Origin of the sequence: Streptomyces pratensis (assembly GCF_037137275.1) — a bacterium.
GTDB classification, from domain to species: Bacteria; Actinomycetota; Actinomycetes; order Streptomycetales; family Streptomycetaceae; genus Streptomyces; species Streptomyces pratensis_B.
In genome coordinates this window covers 117,897-137,816 of sequence record NZ_JBBBEN010000079.1, presented here as the reverse complement: position 1 = coordinate 137,816, position 19,920 = coordinate 117,897, and the positions used below count along the sequence as shown (strand labels likewise).

Sequence of the window (19,920 nt, the reverse complement as noted above, 5' to 3'; positions counted from 1 at the left end):
CTTGCGATGCACCGCATCTGACGCCGCACGCTGATCCACCAGGGACTACGGGACAGCCCTTAGGGGGCTGACAGCCAGCGCACCCTCTCCCCGTCCGCCGAGATCCGGAGCAGAGGCGTTCGTGCCTCTCGACCATCCGGGGCGACACGATAATGAGCGCTAACATATCGCATCCTCATTCCTGTCCCAGCGATGCGCAATTGCCGTTTCCCAGGGGTTGACTGTGCAGATGTGAGCGCTCACTCTGATGCACCAGTGACTCCGGTCACGCGAAGCTCGCCACCCCGAGTGGGCACAGTTGAGCACGGAGGAAGCAGTGTTGAAGAAGATCGCCACGGGTGTCAGCGTTCTGCTGCTCGCCACACTGACGGCGTGCGGTTCGGGCAGCACCTCGAGCAAGGACGGCGAGGGCGGCGAGATCACGATGGGCTTCGCCCAGGTCGGCGCCGAGAGCGGTTGGCGCACGGCCAACACCAAGTCCATCCAGCAGTCCGCGAAGGCGGCGGGCGTCGAACTGAAGTTCTCCGACGCCCAGCAGAAGCAGGAGAACCAGATCAAGGCCATCCGCTCCTTCATCCAGCAGAAGGTCGACGTCATCGCCTTCAGCCCGGTGGTGGAGACCGGCTGGGACGCGGTGCTGCTGGAGGCCAAGCGGGCGCGCATCCCCGTGATCCTGACCGACCGCGCGGTCGACTCCGACGACGAGACCCTGTACGAGACGTTCCTCGGCTCCGACTTCGTCGAGGAGGGCGAGAAGGCCGGCCAGTGGCTGGTCGAGAACACCGAGGGCCCCGTCAACGTGGTGGAACTGCAGGGCACCACCGGCGCCGCACCCGCCATCGACCGCAAGAAGGGGTTCGCGGAGAAGATCGCCGCACGCCCTGACATCACGATCAAGGCCTCCCAGAGCGGTGACTTCACCCGCTCCGGCGGCAAGCAGGTCATGGAGGCCTTCCTGCGTTCCAACCCCGACGTCGACGTGGTCTACGCCCACAACGACGACATGGGGCTGGGCGCCATCGAAGCCATCAAGGCCGCCGGCAAGAAGCCCGGCGAGGACATCAAGATCATTACGGTGGACGCCGTCAAGGACGGGATGCAGGCCCTGGCCGACGGGGAGATCAACTTCATCGTCGAGTGCAACCCGCTCCTGGGCGACCAGCTCATGGACCTCGCCATGAAGGTCGTGGACGGCGAGGAGGTCCCCAAGCGGGTGGTCACGGAGGAGACCACCTTCACGCCCGAGCAGGCCCAGAAGGCACTGCCCGACCGGCAGTACTGACCCCGGAGCACCAGTCCCTGCCCCCGTGGGCCTTTGACGGCGGCAGGGACTGCACCCACGACGAAAGCATTGGTCATGACCGATTCCTCAGCGCTCACCAGCGCCCCGGTGGTGGAGATGCGCGGCATCAGCGTCGAGTTCCCCGGCGTCAAAGCTCTCTCAGGCGTCGACTTCCGCCTGCTCCCCGGGGAAGTGCACGCCCTGATGGGCGAGAACGGGGCAGGCAAGTCCACCCTCATCAAGGCACTCACCGGCGTGCACGCTCCGACGGCAGGCGCCATCCGCCTGCAGGGCCGACCGGTCGTCTTCGACACGCCCGGTCAAGCTCAGGAAGCGGGGATCAGCACCGTCTACCAGGAGGTCAACCTCCTCCCCAACCTCTCGGTGGCGGAGAACATCCTGCTGGGCCGCGAGCCGCGCAGGCTGGGGCACATCGACGCACGGGCCATGCGCGCGCGGGCGAAGGAACTGCTCGCCCGCATCGGCCTGTCCATCGATCCCGCCTCCCTCCTGAGCTCTCACCCGATCGCCGTGCAGCAACTCGTGGCGATCGCCAGGGCACTGGTCGTGGACGCACGGGTCCTGGTTCTGGACGAGCCCACCTCCAGCCTCGACGCCGACGAGGTCGCCGAACTCTTCCGCATCGTGCGCGTGCTGCGCGACGACGGAGTCGCCATCCTGTTCGTCTCCCACTTCCTCGACCAGATCTACGAGATCGCCGACCGCATGACCGTCCTGCGCAACGGTTCTCTCGTCGGTGAGTACCTGCCCTCCGAGATGAACCACATCGAACTCGTCTCAGCGATGCTCGGCCGTGAGATGGGGGCACTGGAGGAGGTGCAGCGGCGCTCGGAGACCCGGGCGCCCGGCGCCGCGCCGCTGCTCACCGCCACCGCCCTGGGCCGCGCGGGCGCGATCGCGCCCCTCGACCTGGAGATCCACGCCGGGGAGGTCGTCGGCCTGGCCGGTCTGCTCGGCTCGGGCCGCACCGAACTGGCCCGGCTGCTGTTCGGCGCGGACCGCGCGCACACCGGCACTCTCACGATCGACGGCAGCGAACTCCGGCCCCGCGGCCCCCGGGCGATGATCGCCCAGGGCGTGGCCTTCTGCTCCGAGGACCGCAAGGCCGAGGGGGTCGTCGCCGATCTCAGTGTCCGCGACAACCTCGTGCTCGCTCTGCAGGCCGCCCGGGGCTGGGCGCGCCCCATCCCAAGGCGCACCTCAGAGGCGCTGGTGAAGGAGTACATCGAGAAGCTGGACATCCGTCCTGCCGACCCCGACGCCCTCATGAGCACCCTTTCCGGCGGCAACCAGCAGAAGGTGCTGCTCGCACGCTGGCTGGTCACCCGGCCTCGGCTGCTCATCCTCGACGAACCGACCCGGGGCATCGACATAGGCGCCAAGGCGCACATCCAGAAAGTGGTGGCCGATCTCGCCGCCGAGGGAATGGCGGTGCTGTTCATCTCCGCCGAACTGGAAGAAGTGGTACGCGTGTCCGACCGGGTCGTCGTCCTGCGTGACCGTCACAAAGTAGCCGAACTGACCGGCCAGGACGTCTCGGTGGACACCATCATGTCGGTCATCGCCGCTCCGGGCGACCACCCCGCCACGGCGGTGGCCTCATGACGCGCGGGCGGCTGCTGTGGCCGCTCTTCGCCCTCGCCGCGCTGATCGCCCTCAACATCGCCGTCGAGCCCTCCTTCGTGGAACTCCGGATTCAGGACGGGCACCTCTTCGGCAGCACCGTCGACATCCTCCGCAACGGGGCGCCGACGCTTTTGATCGCCGTCGGCATGACCCTGGTCATAGCCACCCGCGGCATCGACCTGTCCGTGGGGGCCGTCGCCGCCATCGCCGGCGCGATCGCCTGCACCTACATATCCGGCGGCGGGGACGCGGTGACCGCGATCCTGCTGGCCCTGAGCGTGTGCGTCCTGCTCGGGCTGTGGAACGGCTTCCTGGTCTCCGTCCTCGGAATCCAGCCGATCATCGCCACCCTGGTCCTGATGACGGCGGGCCGCGGCGGCGCCATGCTGCTCACCGAGGGCCAGATCATCACCGTCAAGGACCCCCTCTACCGGCAGATCGGCTCGGGCTTCCTCGTCCTGCCGATCGCCATCCTGATCAGCCTCGCCGTTCTGGCGGCAGTCGCCCTCATCACCCGCCGCACCGCTTTGGGCATGCTCATCGAAGCCGTGGGGATCAACCCCAAGGCCGGTGAGCTCGCGGGCGTGCGCTCCCGCACGATCACCTGGACGGTCTACGTCTTCGCCGGTCTGTGCGCGGGCGTCGCGGGCCTGATGATCAGTTCCAACGTGAACGCCGCCGACGCCAACAACGCCGGCCTGTGGATCGAGATGGACGCGATTCTCGCCGTCGTCATCGGAGGCACTTCGCTGGCCGGGGGCCGGTACTCCCTCGTCGGGACCATGCTGGGCGCCCTCGTGATCCAGACCCTGACCACCACCGTCTACACCATCGGTGTCCCGACCGACGTCACTCTGGTCTTCAAGGCCGTCGTGGTGATCCTCGTCTGCCTCCTCCAGTCGCCCCGGACGACGAAGATGCTCCGCGCGCGCCGCAACACCGCTGTTCCTACGTCCCGCTCCCAGGAGGTGGCCGCCGGATGAGCGCCTTGGCTCTTTCCTCCGTACGACTTCCCCAGCGTTTCCTGCCCGTGGTCGCCACCTTCGCCGTGTTCGTGGTCACTTTCGGAGCCGGGTCGGTCCGCTATGAGAACTTCGCGTCGGGGCAGGTGGTCGCGAACCTGTTCGTCGACAACTCCTTCCTCATCGTCCTCGCAGTGGGCATGACCTTCGTCATCCTGACGGGCGGCATCGACCTGTCGGTCGGCGCGGTCGCCGCCCTGTCGACCATGATCGCCGCGGCCACCCTCAACGCGGGCTGGCCTCCGTTGCTCGCGGTCGTCACCGTCCTCGCGTCCGGCGCCACCCTGGGCCTGCTCATGGGCCTGGTCATCCATCACTTCGACGTCCAGCCGTTCATCGTCACGCTGGCGGGCATGTTCCTGGCCCGAGGCCTGTGCTTCCTCATCAGCGTCGAGTCGGTCTCCATCACCGAACCCGCCTTCCGTGACTTCGCGAGCGGCGCCATCACGTTGCCGGGCGACATCGTCCTGACCTACAGCGTCGTGATCGCGCTGGCCGTGGTCCTGGCCGCCGTGTACGTCCTGCACCTCACGCGCTTCGGCCGCACCGTCTACGCGGTGGGCGGCAGTGAGTCATCCGCCCGCCTGATGGGCTTGGCCACCAGCCGGGCCAAGGTCGGCGTCTATGTGGTGAGCGGCTTCTGCTCCGCGCTGGGCGGCCTGCTCTTCAGCCTCTACATGCTCTCGGGCTACGGTCTGCACGCCGTCGGCATGGAGCTCGACGTCATCGCCGCCGTCGTCATCGGCGGGACTCTGCTGGCGGGCGGGACCGGTTACGTGGCGGGTTCGGTGGTGGGTGTGCTGGTACTCGGCACCATCCAGTCGTTGATCTCCTTCGAGGGCACCCTCAGTTCCTGGTGGACGAAGATCGTCATCGGCGTGCTCCTCCTCGCTTTCATCGTGCTCCAGCGCCTGATCGTCCGCCGGCAGCCCTGAGCGTCGCCGGCGCCGGCCGGCCCCCGTGAGCGGCGGCCGGCGGCAGCGCCCCTCCCCGCGCGACGTCGGGGCCGCGTTCCTGGAGGGCCGGCGCGGCGGCCGGAAGCCGCACGGGGGGCGGCCCGGCCCCTCGCTCCGGCCCCGTCGCCGCGTGGAGGCGGGCGAGGGGCCGCGTCAGCCCCGGGCGGGGCCGACGCGTTCTCTCGTCAGGGCACGTGGTGGCCGCCGACCCGGAGCGAACGCCAGGTCAGGGGGCCGACGATGCCGTCGGCGGCGAGGTTGGCACTCTGCTGGTAGCGGACGACGGCGTTGTACGTGTTGGGGCCCCACAGGCCGTCCACGGCCCCCGGGTCGACCTTGTGCGCGTACTTCAGCAGGCACTGGATCTCCTTGATCCGCGCGCTGGTGTTCCCCGACTGCCCGTGGCCGACGTACGACTTCCACGACCAGGAGTACCCGGCGTACAGGCCGTAGTAGGTCGAGGTGTTCCGGTAGGCCGGCTGCGTGCACGAGTGGCTGGCGGCAGCGGCGCGGGGCTCGCCGGACGCGGGGGCCGCGCCGGCGGGCGAGCCGGCCGCGAGCCCCGCGAACACGGCCGTGCACAGCGCGGCGGCCCCCATCGTCCTGGCCTTCACGGTGCTCATCCGCACGTCGCCTCCCAGCTGATCCTGATTCCGTCGGTCGCCGGGAGGCTCGTGCGGTTCACCCGCGGCTTGACGCAGACGTAGGAGTTGAAGTGGCGGAAGTACACGACATCGTCATAACGGGTGTTGGTGACGTCGTAGGTCCGGCGCGTGATCGACTGGTAGCCGCTGGTCACGTCCTGGAACTGGCCGAGCTTCTGCCCCGTCGTCGGGTGGTAGAGGCACACGTACGGATAGGGGCAGTCGCCGATGCCGGACGCGGAGGCGGCCGGGGCCGGAGCGGCCGAGGCCGTCCCCGGGGTGGCGAGCAGTGCCAGGGCTGCGGCGGTGACACCGGCGCGCGAGAGGGTCTTCATGCTTCTCCTTGGTCAGACGGGTCAGAGGCCGCTGCAGTCGGCGCCGATGTACCAGGACATGGCGTCCCGCGTCTGGGGCCCGTACACCCCGTCCACGGTGATCCGGTAACGGCGCTGTACGTTCTTCACCGCGTCGCGGGTCTTGGCGCCGTAGACGCCGTCCACCGCGATGCTCTGGCCGTTGCACAGCCGCAGCGAGTTCTGGAGGCGCTTCACGGCCTCGCCGCCGTTGCCGACGCCCATGACGCAGTCCGGGGAGCCGGAGCTGCTCAGCGGCAGGATGCTGCGTACTGCCTGGGTGCACTGGGGCAGGGCCGCGTGCGCCGGTGCGGCGGTCGCCACGGGCAGGACGGCCGCCGCGACCGCCGCCAGGGCGAGCGCCGCGGTGAGCGGCAGTCCGCGTGAGCGGCTGGAGAGTGAGGCGGTCATGAGAGGTCTCCGTTCTTGCGGGGTTCTGGTTCAGGCGACGACGGACAGGTAGGAGTAGCAGTGGCTGCCGACGCGCCAGCGCATCGCCTGGGCGGTGTCGGGGCCGTAGACGCCGTCCCGGGCGATGCCCGCCCTCGACTGGACGGCGATCACCGCCTGCCGGGTCGCGGGGCCGTAGACGCCGTCCACCGCGATGCTCTGGCCGTTGCAGGCGCGCAGCGCGTTCTGGAGAGCACGTACGGCAGCTCCCTGGTTGCCCGTCGCGAGCACGCACTGGTGCTGGTCCCAGCCGACGGCCGGAATGATCTTCGATTTGGGGTCCACCATGGTGCAGTTCGGCAGTGCGGCCGCCGAGGCGCCGGGCGCCGGCAGCGCGAGAAGGGCGGCGGAGGCGGCGAGGACCATGGTGAGCGCCCGAGCGATCGGGCGGCGTCCTGCGGTCGCGGGCATGATGGTGTCTCCTCGGTGGGGCGGGGCTGTGCGCCCCGACGGTGAGCAGGGGCAAGCCGGCACGGCCGGGGCCCGGCGTCTGGCCGACGAACGTGCGGGGCGCGGCCGTCACGTGGCGCTCGACCGGCGCGCCGCACTCAGGATGCCGGAGCCTTCGGGCCGGGCGCCCGCGGTGGGGTCCGGCAGAGACGTCCCGGGACGCGGGACGCCCGTGAGCTGGCCGAACAGCCAGGGGCCGGGCGCCCACGAAGGGACGGGGGCGGGACGGCGCGGGGCGTGGGACGGGCCCGGCTCAGACACGGCGCCCAGGGCGTGCTCCCGACGGCCGGGCGTCCCCCGGGTCGTCAGCAAGCTTTAGGGTGACCCTACTTGTGGAGAGCGAGCGCATCGCAGAAAGGCGGAGCATGACGTCGGAGCGTCGAAGACTCAAGACGCCAGCGCCGGAGCTGTCGGAGGAACTGCGCAGACTACGGAAGCTCAACGGTCTGACCCTGGCAGCGCTGGCGAAACGCACCAACTACAGCAAGTCGTCCTGGGAGCGCTACCTCAACGGCAAGGTGATCCCGCCGGAGTCCGCCGTACTGACCTTCTCCCGCACCGTCGGTGTGCACCCGGAGGCGCTGCTGGTACTGCGTGACGCGGCGGAGCGTGCGGAGCGGGGGGCCCAGCCGGCGGAGAGTGCGGCCCCGGGCCCGCGCGCCGATGCGGCCGCGGGCCCGCGTTCCGACGCGGCTGGGGGCGGCGGCAGCGCGGCACACGAGGGCGAGAGCGGGCAGGGGACGCCGGCCGACCGTGTGCAGGAGGCGGCGGCCGGCACCGTGACGAGCGGCGAAGCCGGCGACACGGGTTCGGCCGGGGCCCGGGGCGCGGGCGGGCGCCCGTGGCGCAAGAGCCTGCTCTTCACGGCCGTCGCCGGGGCCGGCGCGGCGCTCGGTCTCGCACTCGGCATCCCTCTCGGTCAGGAGCGTGCAGAGGAGGAGCTCAGCAGCTCCGCCGTCTCGGGATGCATAGGCTTCGAGTGCCGGGAGAAGGACCCGCAGCGCCTGAACTGCCACATCGGCGTGTGGACCGCCGCGGCCGTACAACGCGGTGACACCTACCTGGAGTTGCGGTACAGCCCCGGATGCCGATCCGCCTGGGCCCGGATCACGGAGGCCGGCGTCGGCGACGTCGCCCGGGTCGAGACCGAGCACGGGGTGATGCAGGAACGCGCGATCAGCTATGACGGCGACACCTACTCCCCCATGGTCGAGGCGCCCTACCCGGCCGCGGTGCGCGCGTGCGCCGAACTCCTGGAGGGGCGGGAGTTCTGCACGGAGCAGGGCGGGGCGTCTCCCCAGCGGGAGGCGGTCACCGACGAGAACGAACGGGGCTGACCCGCGGCTCTCCCGGTGTGTCCTCGGCTCGCGCCTCCGGCACGGCTGCCCCGGAGGCCGTCACCGGCCTCCGGGGCGTGTGTCCGGCCCTCTCAGCAGCCGCAGCTGTGGAAGGTCACGTCCCAGTGGCTGCCCTCGCGGGCGTAGATGTTGCCCGAGGACGCCTTGTACTGCGCGGCGCCGTCACCCCGGTTGCCGATGAAGGTGAAGTTGCCGGTGATGTAGTTGCTGATGCAGGACTGCGGGCTGAAGTCGACCTTGTAGCCGTTCCAGTGGCTGTACTGCCCCGAGGCGTGCCCCGTCTCGGTGCCGCCGGTGACCAGGATCGAGCAGCCGCTCGCACGCTTCAGGGCGACGGTGCCCTCGGCGCTGGTGCGACGCATCTGCTCGAAGGAGGTGCACGTGCTGATGTTGCGGTTCGAGCAGTTGCCCGACGACGTCCAGGCGATCCCCGCGTTGCGGAACATCGTGGCCACCTGGGAGTGCGACAGCTTGCCGCCGTCGCCGCCGCCACCGCCGGAGCCCGCGCCGGAGACGAGGGCCTTCCAGGTGTTGGGGCCGACGATGCCGTCGGCGCTCAGCCCCTTGCTCTGCTGGAACTTCTTCGCGGCGGCGACGGTGGCCGGGCCGAAGGCGCCGTCCACGGACAGTCCGTAGCCGTACTCGTTGAGCTGGACCTGGGCCGCCTTGACCGCGCTGCCGTCGTCGCCCGAGGAGACCATCACGACCAGCTTGGACCAGGTGTCGGGGCCGACGTAGCCGTCGGCCGTGAGGCCCTGGGAACGCTGGAAGCTCTTGACCTTGGTGGCGGTGTCGCTCCCGAAGATCCCGTCGGCCGAGGTGGCGTGGTTCCGGGCGGTGAGCAGGTGCTGGACGGTGGTGACGTCGGCGCCGGTGTGGCCGGTGCCCACCACCGGCCAACTGGCCGCCTGGGCTGCGGGAGCGGCCAGCAGGGTGGCCAGCACCGCGGCCAGCACCGTGGTGATCAGGGCGGGGATACGTCTCATCGGAAATGTCCTTCGTCGAACTGCTGTGACGTGCTCCAGTCTTGACCGGCGAACGGCTCGGGTCCCGGGTCCCGGCGGGAGTCGGGACGCGAGGGGACGGCCTCTGGTCCGTCCGGGGCTCCTGACCTGGGTGGAGGCTGCGCCCGGGCCGGAACGGCGGGACACCGGCCGGGACGCCTCACCGGCGGGCGGGAGACAGCCGTCCGGTCGGCCGGTGGCCTGCCCCCACGTCCCAGTCGTCCCACCCACCCCAGCACGGTATGGGAAACCGCAGGTCACAAGGGTGAGCATCCCGGGATCTCCCGCAGTGCGCCGGAATCCTGGCCAGGCCGGCGCCGGGCCCGACAAGCTCCCGGCACCAACTCGTTCTCCCCGCACCGCTTGCGTGCGGGCCCCCGGAGGTGCCCCACCGCTATGGCCATCCGCTCCCTCGCCCGCGGCCCGATGTCAGGAATCAGCACGAAGAGGAAGGCCCTCGTCGCCTCGGTCGCCGCCCTCGCCGGCGTGATCGGGTTCAGCAGCCCGGCGCACGCCGCCTCGACCTCGGTGTACGGCTCGGTGTCCTCGTACACGACCTACTACTCCACCGCCAGGACGATCACGGCCAGCGGTTCGGACATCTATCTGAGGGTCAATCCGCGAACGGTCGACATAAAGGTCTTCTGGTACAAGTGCAGCGATCGCAACGTACGCGGGGCGGCCGTCAACTTCTGGTCCCACGAGTCGGGTCGGAAGCTGATCGGCTCGAACTTCCGGTCCGGCACCTCCTTCTGTCTGGCAGCCGCCGGCGACATCGGTGAGGGCTCCCGCAGTTGGAGCGGGACCCTGGAATGGAACGTCTACTCCTGACCCGCCGGCAGAGGGCGGGCCCGTCACGGGGGTGCGGGCCCGCCCTCTGGTCCCCCACTCCGACAGACCGACGACAGCCGAGAAGGCAGTGATCTCCGGGCATGGCATCCGTCACCATCCAACCCCGGTCCGTATGGGCCCAGTACGTCAGCATGAAGCCGTCGACGCTGTCCAAGGAGCAGCACACCAACGACTGGTACGTCCGCTACGCCGCGGCGAGACCGGTCGACCTGGGCAGAGCCTGGGAGCCGTGGAAGGGCGGTGTCTTCGTCCACTGCACCGGCAGCCGCTCCTCCTTCTCGCCCGCCTCGGAGGCCGACTGCCGCAAGAAGGTGGCAGGCGCCTTCGCCGACCACTACGAGGACGCGCAGGACATCAAGTACAACTTCCTCGTCTGCCCGCACGGCACGGTCTACGAGGGCCGCGGCTACTGGCGCGGTGAGGCCAACGGCGACGCCCGCGTCGACGTGGACGCCACCCGCAGTCTCGGCCGCGACATGTCGTTCTACTCGATCCAGGGCATGCTCGGCCTCACCGACCGCCCGACCGCCGCGATGCTGGCGTCCCTACGCGGACTCGTCTTCCACCTGCGCCACGAACTGCCCCGGGGGCGCAGGGCGGGTGGGCTGATCCGTCCGCACCGGACGGACGACTGGGAGACCGAGTGCCCGGGCGCGCATCTGGGCTCCTATGCCGCGGGCGGCTCGTCGATCGACCCCGCGCCGCCCGCGAAGACCGTTGCGGCCTCCACCGCCCTGCAGATCGTCTCCCGGTCCTCCTGGGGAGCGCGGCCGCCCCGGGAGACCGTCGTGGTGCCCGCGTCGGAGCGGACGGGCTTCGTCGTCCACTACTCCGCCGGCCCGCCGTCGCAGACCGTGCGGCAGATCCAGAACTACCACATGGACTCCAACGGCTGGGCCGACATCGGCTACAACTTCCTGGTCGACACCGGCGGCCGGATCTACGAGGGCCGCGGCTGGGGCAACGAAGGCGCTCACACGTCCGGTTACAACCGGTCACACGTCGCCGTGTGCTTCATCGGGCGCGACGGCGACGCCACAGAGGCGGCCCGGGTCGCCGTGCGCAGCCTCTACGAGAAGGCAGGCTCCGTTCTGGGCAGGACCCTGGACAGCACCTACCACAGCGCCCTGGGGTCCACCTCCTGTCCGGGGAACGACCTGCGGTCCTGGGTGCGCGCCGGGATGCCGGTGGACGGCTGGGAGGACATCGAGGACGGTGACGGGGGCACGGGCTCCGGGCGGTCCGTCGCCTCGCAGCAGAGGGCCGTGAACGCGCTCGGATACCAGCCGCCGCTGGACGTCGACGGGGTGAACGGACCCAAGACGGAGGCCGGGGTGAAGTGGCTCCAGACCACGGTGGGGGTCACCGCCGACGGTGTGTGGGGGCCCGACACCGAGGCCGCCTACCTGGCGTACACCAGCTCCGGCGGCTCCTCCGGGGGCATGACCTCCGTCCGCTCGATCGCCTCGCAGCAAAGAGCCGTGAACGCACTCGGACACCAGCCGCCGCTGGACCTCGACGGAGTCTTCGGGCCGAGAACCGAGGCCGGGGTGAAGTGGCTCCAGACCAGGGTGGGGGTCACCGCCGACGGGTTGTGGGGCCCCGCCACGGAGGCTGCCTACCGCGAGGTCGCGAAGAGCGACGCCACCTACTCCGACGGCGCTCTGACCACCGTCCGCTCCGCGCTGCGCCAGCAGCAGGCAGTCAACAGCCTGGGGTACACCCCGCAGCTGGAGACGGACGGGATCTTCGGCCCCAGGACGGAGTCGGGCGTGAAGTGGCTGCAGGCCACGGTCGGCGTCCCAGCGGACGGACTGTGGGGCCCCGCCGCCGAGGCCGCCTTCGGCCAGTACCTCGACGGTCCGGGGCTGACCGTGGACGGCGGCTTCGGGCGCCGCACGGTCGTCGCCGTCCAGCGGGCGACCGGCGCCACGCCGGACGGGGCCTGGGGCGCGGGCGCCCAACGGGCCCTGCAACGTCATCTCAACACCTGGGCCGGCACCGACCTGACCGTGGACGGCGACATCGGCCACACCACGGTGGGCGCCCTGCGGCGGCATCTCACGAAGATGACCGGTACGAAGCTCGCCCCGGACGGCGACTGGGACACGACCACCACCAAGGCACTGCAGACCGCGCTCAACCAGGGGAGGTTCTGATGCGGACCGGCGAGGAGTCACACCCGTCCCACGGCCCGGCGGGACTCACCCGGCGCGGCGCCGTCACCGGCGGTCTGCTGGCAGCGGCCGGACTGCTCGGCGCGGGGGCCCCGAGCGCCTCAGCCCTCGCCCCGTCCGTCGGCGCCCCGCCCGCCGACACGGGGCCCGGGCCCCTGGCGCACTTCACCGCGGTGCCGGCGGCGGAGGCCGACGCCGTCGTCGTCCCCGCCGGGTTCCGCGCCGATGTCCTCGCCCCCTGGGGGCAGCCCCTGCACAGCTCCGGACCCGCGTGGCGGGCGGACGCGAGCGCCACCGCCGCCGACCAGGCACGGCAGGTCGGCAGCCACCACCACGGCGTCCAGTTCTTCCCCCTCGGCGCCGGCGCGGCCGGGAAGCTGCGCGGGCTGCTGGTGCTGAGTCACGAGGGGGCCGATCGGGCCCTGCTGGGCGGCGGAGCCGAGAAGGCGATGGCCGCCCAGGGCCTCACCGTCCTGGAGATCCGCCGGTACGGCGGGGTCTGGAAGACCGTGGACTCGCCCTACAACCGGCGGATCACCGGTGACTCGCCGGTCCGCTTCTCCGGCCCGGTGCCCTTCGAGGGCCGGGCCCGCGGGGTACTCGCCTGCAGCGGCCACGGCGTCACCCCGTGGGGCACCTACCTGGCGACGGAGGAGAACACAGGCGCCTGTTTCGGCACCGACGACACGGACTGGCAGCGCGGCGAGGAGGAGGTGCGCTACGGGCTCTCCGCAGGCGGCCACGGCCACCCGTGGCACGAGGCCGACGCGCGTTTCGACCTCGCCTCCCAGCAGGCCCGCCCGGACCGTTTCGGCTGGGTCGTCGAACTCGACCCCCGCGACCCTTCGGCGCCGCCGGTGAAGCGGACCGCTCTCGGCCGCTTCGCCCACGGCAGCGCCACGGTCACCGAGGCCGGCGGTCGGCTGGTGGTCTACAGCACCGACGCCGGGGACGGCGAGTACCTCTACAAGTACGTCAGTGCCGACGACTGGCGACGGCTGCGGGACCAGGGGCGCAGCCCACTGGACCACGGCACCCTGCACGTGGCCCGGTTCGCCGCTGACGGGACCGCCCGGTGGCTGCCGCTGAGCCACGGTCACGGTCCGCTCACCAGGAAGAGGGGCTGGCACGACCAGGCCGATGTCCTGCTCCGGGCCCGGATGGCCGCCGACGCGGTGGGCGCCACGCCTCTCGCGCGGCCGGAGCGCGCCGCGGTGGACCCGGTCGACGGCCGGGTCTATCTGGCCCTGGCCAACAGCCCGGGGGGCTCCGGCTGCGCGGACGGCGGGGAAGGACGCCGGGCCGGCTGCGGCGACGCCGACCCCTACGGCCGCGTCATCCGCTGGCGCGAGGCGCCGGCGCGCGGTGCGGAGCCCGGGGGCACGTTCCGCTGGGAGGAGTTCCTCGCGGCAGACGATCCGGCACGCTCCGCGGAAGGGGCGTTCGCAGCCCCGAAGGGACTGTGGTTCGGCGACGACGGCACGCTGTGGATCTCCACCGGCGTCAGCGGCCACGACCTGAACGGCTCCGCCCCGCAGTACCGCGCCGCCGGCAACAACGCCCTTCTCGCCGCTGACACCTCCACCGGTGAGGTCCGCCGCTTCCTCACCGCTCCCAGGGGCGCGGAGGTCACCGGCGTGAGCGGCGCCCCCGACGGCCGGGCGCTCTTCGTCAACGTCCAGCACCCCGGCGAGCGCACCGCCCCTCTGGGCGCACCGGACGCGGAGAACCCGCGTGCCGTCAGCAACTGGCCCGACCACCGGCCGGACGGCCGTCCCCGCTCCGCCACGGTGGTCGTCCACCGCCCGGCCTCCGGAACCGGCGGAGCCTGACCGCCCCGGTCAGCGGGCGGTCGCACCCCCCACGCGGGTGTGACCGCCCGGCCGGGGCCGGCTACGGCCTCGTACCCCGTCGACAGCCCCGCCTCGAAGAGGAGGCGGGGCCGGCCGTCGCGTCCACCGCGGTTCGCCAGAGCTCCGCCGAGGCCCGCGCGCACGCGGGTCTCGCGTTTGCGAAGCGGCGACCGGCGTCGGGGCCCGCCGGTTCCGCTCCTGCTGGGCCCACTCAAAGGCAGGGCCGGCCGTCGCCTGTCAGGACCGGCAGACCACCTTCGTCTGCGCCGCGGCGGGGTGGGCCGAGCCCACCGCGTGCGGCTTACGCCCACGGGTCCCCTCTCTCCGGGCGAACGCTCGCCTTCTCGCCGTGGACGCGCGCGTGCCTCGCGCCGGGAAACCTCGGAGGATTGCTTTTGCGACAACGATCCTCACGCCCTCGGCCCTCCCGTCCTCCCGCACGCTCCGGCCCGGCCCGCAGGCCCGGTACCGCGCGCCCGTCGGCGGGAGCGCGGCGGCTCTGGAGCGCCGAGCCCCCTCCGGCCGTAAGGCGTGGGCGGGCGGCCGGGGCCCGACGCCTCCGGCCGACGCCGAACGGCGCAGGTGCGAGCGGTCGCGAGGCCGCCCGCCCCGGAGGCGGGCGACGCCCGGTGGCCGGACCCGGCGCCGTCCAGCGCGGCGAACCGGACGGCGCCGCTCCGCCCCGCAGGGGAGGACGGCGGGCCCACTCGGAGGGGGCGCCCATCCCGTCCGGGGCGCGACGGCCGCCGAAACACCGCCGCGTTGTCATGGCCGAATCATCCCCTGGTGCCGTTGAGGCCCGTGGTGTCGGATGGCCCCCATGGCACAGAACGGCTCAGGATGGAGACGCACCGTGCTCGACCGAGGAAGACTGCTCACGACAGACCCCACCGCACCCCCGGCCCGCTCCGTGCGCGCGCCGCACCCCGTCCGCAGTGCGGCCGAAAGCACCCCGGTCCGGTGACGGCGTCCGCCGGACATTCCGTGTCCGACGCCCCCGGACCGGACGAGTTCGCCGTCCTCACCCCAGCCCAGCGGGAGGAAGCCGTACGGCGCTCCGCCGGCAGCGCCGGGCGGCGGGAGACCGCGCGCATCGCCTTCATGCTGGGGCGTCCGCGCACCTGCGTGCCCGGCACTCTGGCCTTCGCACTCGGCTGGACCGCGGCGGGCGGCGGACTGACCCCGTCGTTCCTCCTGGGTATGTTCATGACGCTCGTGTACGGGCTGATGGCCAACCTCTACAACGCCTATACGGACCTGGCGGAGGACAGCCGGAACCTCCCCGGGCGTGTCTGGCTGGTGCTGCGGATCGGGCACCGCCGGACGGCATGGATCGGCCACGGGGCGACCGGCGTGCTGATCGCCCTGACCCTCCCGTACGGCGGCGTCCCGCTGCTGCCGCTGATGCTGCTGCTGCTCGTCGGGGCCCACCAGTACTCGTTCCGCCCGTTGCGGCTGAAGGACGGCCCTGTCGTCGGCCTGCTGGCCTTCAGCCTCGCGGTATTCGGACCGTTCCTGCTCGGGGCCCTCGGAGCCCCCGAAGGACAGCGGGGCCTCAACGGCGCCGGTTGGGCCCTCTTCGGGTTTCTGGTGGTGTGGTTCGTGGCCAAGGGGATGGTGAAGAACCTCCCGGACTTCGAGGGGGACCGCTCGGCGGGACTCCGTACCTCCGCGACGGCCTTCCGCACCCGCGCGTCCGCGGCGCGCGCGGCCACCGTGATGACGCTGGTCGGCTATCTGTCGCCCGTGGTGTTCGTGGCCACCGGGCTGCTCCCGGCCCGCACGCTGTGGGCGCTGCTGTGGACGGTGGCCGCCCTGGTGCAGTGCCGGGCGATGGCCAGGGCGTCGGACAGTGCGACGGCCAACGCGGTGCTCAAGGTCGACATGCTTCTGTCGACGGCGTTCCTCGCCTCCGTCCTGCTGCTGTACGCACCCGGCTGGGCCTCGGCCGCGGGGGTGGCGCTGGGCGCCGCCCTGTTGTTCGGCAGCGACCTCCTGGCGCTGGACTCCCGCCGCCGGAGCGACGTCACGGACACCCCCGCCGCCTGATCCTCCCCTCCGCACCGACCCGCCCCGAGGCCCCGTCAGCCACCGGGCGCGGCCGCCCGGCCGCGCCGCCGACCGGTGGCCGGCTTCCGAGGCCCAGAAGGAGATGACGTATGCCCGCCATTCCCGGCCCGCGAACACCGGCGCAGCTCTTCCGCGCCGGCCGGGCCTTCCAGCACTCGCTGCCCGAGGGCCTGGAACACCTGCGGGACTCATACGGCCCGGTCAGCGTCTTCGGCGTCGGCCCCACCCGGACCCACTTCCTCTTCGGCCCGCAGGCCAACTCCCTGGTCATGAGGAACGAGGACAACTTCCGCTTCAGCGGCGCCTACGACATGCTGCGGCCGATCGCCGGAGACACCGCCCTGGTCACCACCGACGGCGAGCCGCACGCCCGCAGAAAGCGCAAGTCGAGGCCCTCGTTCCACCGCGGCGGAGCGGAGGAGAGCACCCGGCTGATCCTCGCGTCGATCGACGAGACGATCGGCCGTTGGCGGCCCGGGCAGCAGGTGGACGTCCACCGCGCCCTGCGCTCGGCGATCCGCAGCGCGATGCTGCGGCTCTTCTGCGGAGAACGGCTGGCCGCTCAGGAGCGTTTTCTGGTCGCGGAACTGGACCGGATACACGAGCTGATGGACTATCCCCTGCCGCAGCAGCTGATCGCCTGGAAGCTGCCCAGCGCCGCGCGCGGACGGGCGCTGAAGGCGATCTCGGCGGTGGAGCGGCGCATCTACGAGGAGATCCGGCGCAGGCGTCGCGCGGGCGATCCGGGCGGGGGGCGACCGCGCTCCGACGGCCACCCGGGCGATCTGATCTCCGTGATGCTGTCCGACGACGGCCCGGCCATGTCGGACCGCGAGATCCGCGACATGGTGGTCAGCGCACTGATCGCCGGATACGATCCCGTCGGCTCGGGCCTGGGCTGGGCCGTCTACAACTCCCTGAACACTCCCGGCGTCTGGCAGCGCATGCGGGAGGAGGCGAGGCAGGCCCCGGAGGGCGAGGCGACGGCGGCCGCCCGGGTCCGCGAACTCCGCTACACGAACTGGGTGGTCCAGGAGAGCCTGCGCACGCACCCGCCCGTGGTGATGAGCCCGCGCCGGTGCGTCCGGGGTTTCCGCTACGAAGGTCACCTGATCCGCGCCGGCAGCCTGGTGGCGGTGAGCGAGTACATCACCCACCGCTCGCCCGATGTCTGGAGCGAGCCGGACCGCTTCGTGCCGGAGCGCTGGGACACGTCCCGGGACGGCTACCGGGCCCCCACGCCGTTCGAGTACCTGCCCTACGGCTACGGCGGGCGCCGGTGCATCGGCGCGAACATCGCCGCGGTCGTCCTGCCCGCCGCGCTGTCCCGGCTGGCACGGCGCACCACCCTCGACCTCAGGACGCGTCAGCCGCAGTACGGGGGCATCCCGGCGCTGATCCCGCGCGACGGCCTCTTCGCGGAGGTGGGCGTCGCGCCGCAGGAGGAAAGAGCCGACGGAGTTCTGGCGAAGGAGCCCCGATGACGGCGGTGAGCACCCACCCGACGGCCGCGGTCGCCGTGCCCGACAGGGCCCAGGCCGCCCACGCCTGGCACATGCGGGAACTGATCTACGGCCATGTCCGCTCACGGGCCGTCTGCGCCGCGGCGGAACTCGGTCTCGCGGACGCCATCGGCAGCGGAGCCCCGACCGCGGCCGGCCTGGCCGCCTCGACCGGGGCCGACCGGGACCTGCTGGCCCGGCTCCTGCGCGCGCTGGTCTCCTTCGGGGTGCTGCGGCGGGTCTCGGGGGAGGGTGAGGCCCGCTTCGGTCTCACCCCGCTCGGCGAGACCCTGCGGTCCGACGCCCCGGCCTCGGCACTGCCGACGGCCCTGCTGGTCGCCACCACCGTGGCGCCCGCCTGGGAGCAGCTCACCGAGGTGGTCCGCCGGGGGCGCCCCGCCTTCGAGGAGACCTTCGGCGCCGGCTTCTTCTCCCATCTGGACGGCGACCCGTGGTTGCGCGGCGTCTTCGACCGGTCGCAGGAGACCGGGCTGTCTCTCGAACTGGAGGGGCTGCTGCAGGCGGTCGACTTCTCCGGGCCTCTGACCGTCGTCGATGTCGGCGGCGGGGACGGGGCGCTGCTGACCGGGCTGCTGCGGGACCGCCCACGGGCGCGCGGGGTCCTGGTGGAGGTCGCCGCGGCGCTGCCCCCGGCGGCCCGCAGGCTGGCCGGAGCCGGGCTGACGGACCGGTGCGAAGTGCTGGAGGGGGACTTCTTCGCCGCCGTGCCCCCGGGCGGCGACCGCTATCTGCTGCGCCACATCCTGCACGACTGGGACGACGGGTCCTGCCGGACCGTCCTCGCCAACTGCCGCCGGGCGATGGGGCCCGACGCCCGGCTGGTCGTCGTCGACCATCTGGCGGACGCGGCGCACGAGGAGCGGCCGGACCAGGGGCCCAGCAGCCAGTGGGGGGCGCTGATGGACCTCTACATGATGTCGCTGTTCACCGGAGGCCGGGAGCGGACCCGGGACGAGGTGGCCGGTCTGCTGGGCGAGGCAGGGCTGACCGTGGTGCGGACCACCGTGCTCCCCGGCGGCACCGGCGTTCTGGAGGCGCGGGCCCTGGGCCTGGCGGAGGAGACCGGGGGCGAGCGCTGATGCCGCCCGGCAGCTCCACGACATCGACGGCCGCCTGCCCCCGTGACTCCCCCGAGGGCGCGGCGCCCGCCGAGGCCGAAGCCGTGGTCCACGCGTGGCTGGAGTCGTACATCTGCCGGCCGCACGAGGAGCTCGGGCGGGACGGCCCGGTGTGCCCCTTCGTGGCGCCCGCGCTCAAGGCCGGGACGCTGCTCCTGCGCTCCCGCGTGGGGATGGCCGACGCCGACGGCGACGACGTACGGGCCGTGGTGCGGGACATGGCACGGTCCTTCCGCTCCCAGCGCTGGCCGCGCGGCAACCCGACGATGCGCACCCTCCTGCTGGTCCTGCCGGATCTGCGGCCGGCCGGCCGGCCTCTGCTGGACGACGCGCAGGCGGAGCTGAAGAGGGAGCTGGCGCGCGAGGGGCTGATGCTCGGTCAGTTCCACCCGGACTGTCCCGAACCCGCGGCGCGCAATCCCCGCTTCCCGGTGTCGCGGTGCCCCGTGCCCCTGCTGGCCATGCGGAACATGGCGGTCCACGACGTGCTCTTCCTCCATGACGACGGCGACCTGTTCGCCGAGTACCACAAGCGTTTCGGCTCCCGGTACGAGCGGAAGGCCGTGGCCGACCCGCTGTTCCGGAACACCTATGAGGACGCGCTCGCCCGGCATGCTCCGAGCGCGTCCGGCACCGCCTACCGGCAAACGAACGGAGACGCAGAATGAGGCAGTTCGACCAGCGCTTCGAGGACTACATGCGGGGCCACACCAGCGAGGCGAGTCGTTGGATGCACGTGGCGGGGCTCCTGGCGGCGGCCGGCGCCGCGACCGCTGCCGCGCGCCGTCGCCGGCCGGCACTGCTGTGGGCGGTGCCCGGAGCCTTCTTCACCTTCGCGTGGAGTGGCCACTTCGTCTTCGAGCGCAACCTCCCGGTCGGCTTCACCGACCCGGGCGCGGCGTTCTCCGGCGACCTGAAGATGATCGGCATGATGCTGAGCGGACGCAACGGCGAACTCAAGGAGCTGGTGGAGCGGTTGCGACGGGAGGACGAGAGCCGCGCGGAGGAGGCCGCCGCGTCGTCGCACCCCGTCGCCGCCCTGCACGACGCGGCCTGACCTCGTCACGCCGACGCAGGTCCTGCCGTGCCGTTCCCTCACTCGGCGGGGGCGGTAACGGCACGGCAGGAACATTTCACCGGCGCGTCCGCTGCCCGGTCACC

18 protein-coding genes are annotated in these 19,920 nt (G+C 72.1%); 13 read left to right on the top strand and 5 right to left on the bottom strand.

What is annotated here, in order from left to right:
- Window positions 1–316 precede the first annotated feature (316 nt).
- The 4 genes from V9U70_RS10305 to yjfF all read left to right on the top strand — a co-directional run bounded on the left by V9U70_RS10305 (window position 317) and on the right by yjfF (window position 4,886).
- The gene (locus V9U70_RS10305) at window positions 317–1,282 is read left to right on the top strand and encodes an ABC transporter substrate-binding protein (protein ID WP_419723963.1); all 966 of its coding nucleotides are present in this window, start codon (window positions 317–319) and stop codon (window positions 1,280–1,282) included.
- A gap of 75 nt (window positions 1,283–1,357) precedes the next feature.
- Window positions 1,358–2,908 carry a sugar ABC transporter ATP-binding protein gene (locus V9U70_RS10300; protein ID WP_336674195.1) on the top strand — a complete coding sequence of 517 codons (1,551 nt, stop codon included), beginning with the start codon at window positions 1,358–1,360 and terminating at the stop codon, window positions 2,906–2,908.
- Window positions 2,905–3,912, top strand: a complete 1,008-nt coding sequence (locus V9U70_RS10295) for an ABC transporter permease (RefSeq protein ID WP_336674194.1) — start codon at window positions 2,905–2,907, stop codon at window positions 3,910–3,912. Before V9U70_RS10300 ends, V9U70_RS10295 begins: the two co-directional genes overlap by 4 nt.
- Window positions 3,909–4,886 (top strand): galactofuranose ABC transporter, permease protein YjfF, encoded by a 978-nt coding sequence (yjfF, locus tag V9U70_RS10290; protein ID WP_336674193.1) that lies wholly within the window; start codon window positions 3,909–3,911, stop codon window positions 4,884–4,886. Before V9U70_RS10295 ends, yjfF begins: the two co-directional genes overlap by 4 nt.
- A gap of 206 nt (window positions 4,887–5,092) precedes the next feature.
- On the opposite strand, the gene V9U70_RS10285 is transcribed toward yjfF, so the two are convergent.
- The 4 genes from V9U70_RS10285 to V9U70_RS10270 are packed head-to-tail and all read right to left on the bottom strand — an operon-like array spanning window position 5,093 to window position 6,765.
- Entirely contained in the window at window positions 5,093–5,530 is a 438-nt protein-coding gene (locus tag V9U70_RS10285; protein ID WP_336674192.1) for a peptidoglycan-binding domain-containing protein, read from the bottom strand.
- Complete coding sequence (locus V9U70_RS10280) at window positions 5,527–5,886, bottom strand: hypothetical protein (protein WP_336674191.1); 360 nt, start codon at window positions 5,884–5,886, stop codon at window positions 5,527–5,529. The genes V9U70_RS10285 and V9U70_RS10280 overlap by 4 nt, the downstream gene beginning before the upstream one ends.
- A gap of 21 nt (window positions 5,887–5,907) precedes the next feature.
- Window positions 5,908–6,315, bottom strand: coding sequence for a peptidoglycan-binding domain-containing protein (locus V9U70_RS10275; protein WP_336674190.1), 408 nt, complete (start codon window positions 6,313–6,315; stop codon window positions 5,908–5,910).
- A 30-nt stretch (window positions 6,316–6,345) separates the two neighbouring features.
- Window positions 6,346–6,765, bottom strand: a complete 420-nt coding sequence (locus V9U70_RS10270) for a peptidoglycan-binding domain-containing protein (RefSeq protein ID WP_336674189.1) — start codon at window positions 6,763–6,765, stop codon at window positions 6,346–6,348.
- A gap of 404 nt (window positions 6,766–7,169) precedes the next feature.
- Here V9U70_RS10270 and V9U70_RS10265 point away from each other — a divergent pair, with 404 nt between their 5' ends.
- Window positions 7,170–8,141, top strand: coding sequence for a helix-turn-helix domain-containing protein (locus V9U70_RS10265; RefSeq protein ID WP_336674188.1), 972 nt, complete (start codon window positions 7,170–7,172; stop codon window positions 8,139–8,141).
- Between the two features lie 92 nt (window positions 8,142–8,233).
- Here the strand turns inward: V9U70_RS10265 and V9U70_RS30545 are convergent, their stop codons facing one another.
- The gene (locus V9U70_RS30545) at window positions 8,234–9,148 is read right to left on the bottom strand and encodes a peptidoglycan-binding domain-containing protein (RefSeq protein ID WP_419723962.1); all 915 of its coding nucleotides are present in this window, start codon (window positions 9,146–9,148) and stop codon (window positions 8,234–8,236) included.
- Window positions 9,149–9,562: 414 nt separating this feature from the next.
- Between V9U70_RS30545 and V9U70_RS10250 the strand changes: the two genes are divergently transcribed.
- The 8 genes from V9U70_RS10250 to V9U70_RS10215 all read left to right on the top strand — a co-directional run bounded on the left by V9U70_RS10250 (window position 9,563) and on the right by V9U70_RS10215 (window position 19,816).
- Window positions 9,563–9,997 (top strand): hypothetical protein, encoded by a 435-nt coding sequence (locus V9U70_RS10250; RefSeq protein WP_336674187.1) that lies wholly within the window; start codon window positions 9,563–9,565, stop codon window positions 9,995–9,997.
- Between the two features lie 101 nt (window positions 9,998–10,098).
- Complete coding sequence (locus V9U70_RS10245) at window positions 10,099–12,177, top strand: peptidoglycan recognition protein family protein (RefSeq protein WP_336674186.1); 2,079 nt, start codon at window positions 10,099–10,101, stop codon at window positions 12,175–12,177.
- Window positions 12,177–14,027: a PhoX family protein gene (locus V9U70_RS10240; RefSeq protein ID WP_336674185.1), complete on the top strand. Its 1,851-nt coding sequence runs from the start codon at window positions 12,177–12,179 to the stop codon at window positions 14,025–14,027. The genes V9U70_RS10245 and V9U70_RS10240 overlap by 1 nt, the downstream gene beginning before the upstream one ends.
- A 1,005-nt stretch (window positions 14,028–15,032) precedes the next feature.
- Window positions 15,033–16,097 (top strand): UbiA family prenyltransferase, encoded by a 1,065-nt coding sequence (locus tag V9U70_RS10235; RefSeq protein WP_336674184.1) that lies wholly within the window; start codon window positions 15,033–15,035, stop codon window positions 16,095–16,097.
- Window positions 16,098–16,207: 110 nt separating this feature from the next.
- The gene (locus V9U70_RS10230) at window positions 16,208–17,602 is read left to right on the top strand and encodes a cytochrome P450 (protein WP_336674183.1); all 1,395 of its coding nucleotides are present in this window, start codon (window positions 16,208–16,210) and stop codon (window positions 17,600–17,602) included.
- Window positions 17,599–18,720 (top strand): methyltransferase, encoded by a 1,122-nt coding sequence (locus tag V9U70_RS10225; RefSeq protein WP_336674182.1) that lies wholly within the window; start codon window positions 17,599–17,601, stop codon window positions 18,718–18,720. Before V9U70_RS10230 ends, V9U70_RS10225 begins: the two co-directional genes overlap by 4 nt.
- Window positions 18,720–19,427, top strand: coding sequence for a DUF6875 domain-containing protein (locus tag V9U70_RS10220; protein WP_336674181.1), 708 nt, complete (start codon window positions 18,720–18,722; stop codon window positions 19,425–19,427). The genes V9U70_RS10225 and V9U70_RS10220 overlap by 1 nt, the downstream gene beginning before the upstream one ends.
- Window positions 19,424–19,816: an Mpo1-like protein gene (locus V9U70_RS10215; protein ID WP_336674180.1), complete on the top strand. Its 393-nt coding sequence runs from the start codon at window positions 19,424–19,426 to the stop codon at window positions 19,814–19,816. The genes V9U70_RS10220 and V9U70_RS10215 overlap by 4 nt, the downstream gene beginning before the upstream one ends.
- Window positions 19,817–19,920 lie beyond the last annotated feature (104 nt).

What these genes read in the sequence shown, in the direction of transcription:
- V9U70_RS10275 (WP_336674190.1), bottom strand. Translation starts at nt 6,315, where the DNA reads ATGACCGCCTCACTCTCCAGCCGCTCACGCGGACTGCCGCTCACCGCG.
- V9U70_RS10215 (WP_336674180.1), top strand. Translation starts at nt 19,424, where the DNA reads ATGAGGCAGTTCGACCAGCGCTTCGAGGACTACATGCGGGGCCACACC.
- V9U70_RS10240 (WP_336674185.1), top strand. Translation starts at nt 12,177, where the DNA reads ATGCGGACCGGCGAGGAGTCACACCCGTCCCACGGCCCGGCGGGACTC.
- V9U70_RS10270 (WP_336674189.1), bottom strand. Translation starts at nt 6,765, where the DNA reads ATGCCCGCGACCGCAGGACGCCGCCCGATCGCTCGGGCGCTCACCATG.
- V9U70_RS10265 (WP_336674188.1), top strand. Translation starts at nt 7,170, where the DNA reads ATGACGTCGGAGCGTCGAAGACTCAAGACGCCAGCGCCGGAGCTGTCG.
- yjfF (WP_336674193.1), top strand. Translation starts at nt 3,909, where the DNA reads ATGAGCGCCTTGGCTCTTTCCTCCGTACGACTTCCCCAGCGTTTCCTG.
- V9U70_RS10295 (WP_336674194.1), top strand. Translation starts at nt 2,905, where the DNA reads ATGACGCGCGGGCGGCTGCTGTGGCCGCTCTTCGCCCTCGCCGCGCTG.
- V9U70_RS10280 (WP_336674191.1), bottom strand. Translation starts at nt 5,886, where the DNA reads ATGAAGACCCTCTCGCGCGCCGGTGTCACCGCCGCAGCCCTGGCACTG.
- V9U70_RS10245 (WP_336674186.1), top strand. Translation starts at nt 10,099, where the DNA reads ATGGCATCCGTCACCATCCAACCCCGGTCCGTATGGGCCCAGTACGTC.
- V9U70_RS30545 (WP_419723962.1), bottom strand. Translation starts at nt 9,148, where the DNA reads ATGAGACGTATCCCCGCCCTGATCACCACGGTGCTGGCCGCGGTGCTG.
- V9U70_RS10225 (WP_336674182.1), top strand. Translation starts at nt 17,599, where the DNA reads ATGACGGCGGTGAGCACCCACCCGACGGCCGCGGTCGCCGTGCCCGAC.
- V9U70_RS10285 (WP_336674192.1), bottom strand. Translation starts at nt 5,530, where the DNA reads ATGAGCACCGTGAAGGCCAGGACGATGGGGGCCGCCGCGCTGTGCACG.
- V9U70_RS10250 (WP_336674187.1), top strand. Translation starts at nt 9,563, where the DNA reads ATGGCCATCCGCTCCCTCGCCCGCGGCCCGATGTCAGGAATCAGCACG.
- V9U70_RS10230 (WP_336674183.1), top strand. Translation starts at nt 16,208, where the DNA reads ATGCCCGCCATTCCCGGCCCGCGAACACCGGCGCAGCTCTTCCGCGCC.
- V9U70_RS10300 (WP_336674195.1), top strand. Translation starts at nt 1,358, where the DNA reads ATGACCGATTCCTCAGCGCTCACCAGCGCCCCGGTGGTGGAGATGCGC.
- V9U70_RS10220 (WP_336674181.1), top strand. Translation starts at nt 18,720, where the DNA reads ATGCCGCCCGGCAGCTCCACGACATCGACGGCCGCCTGCCCCCGTGAC.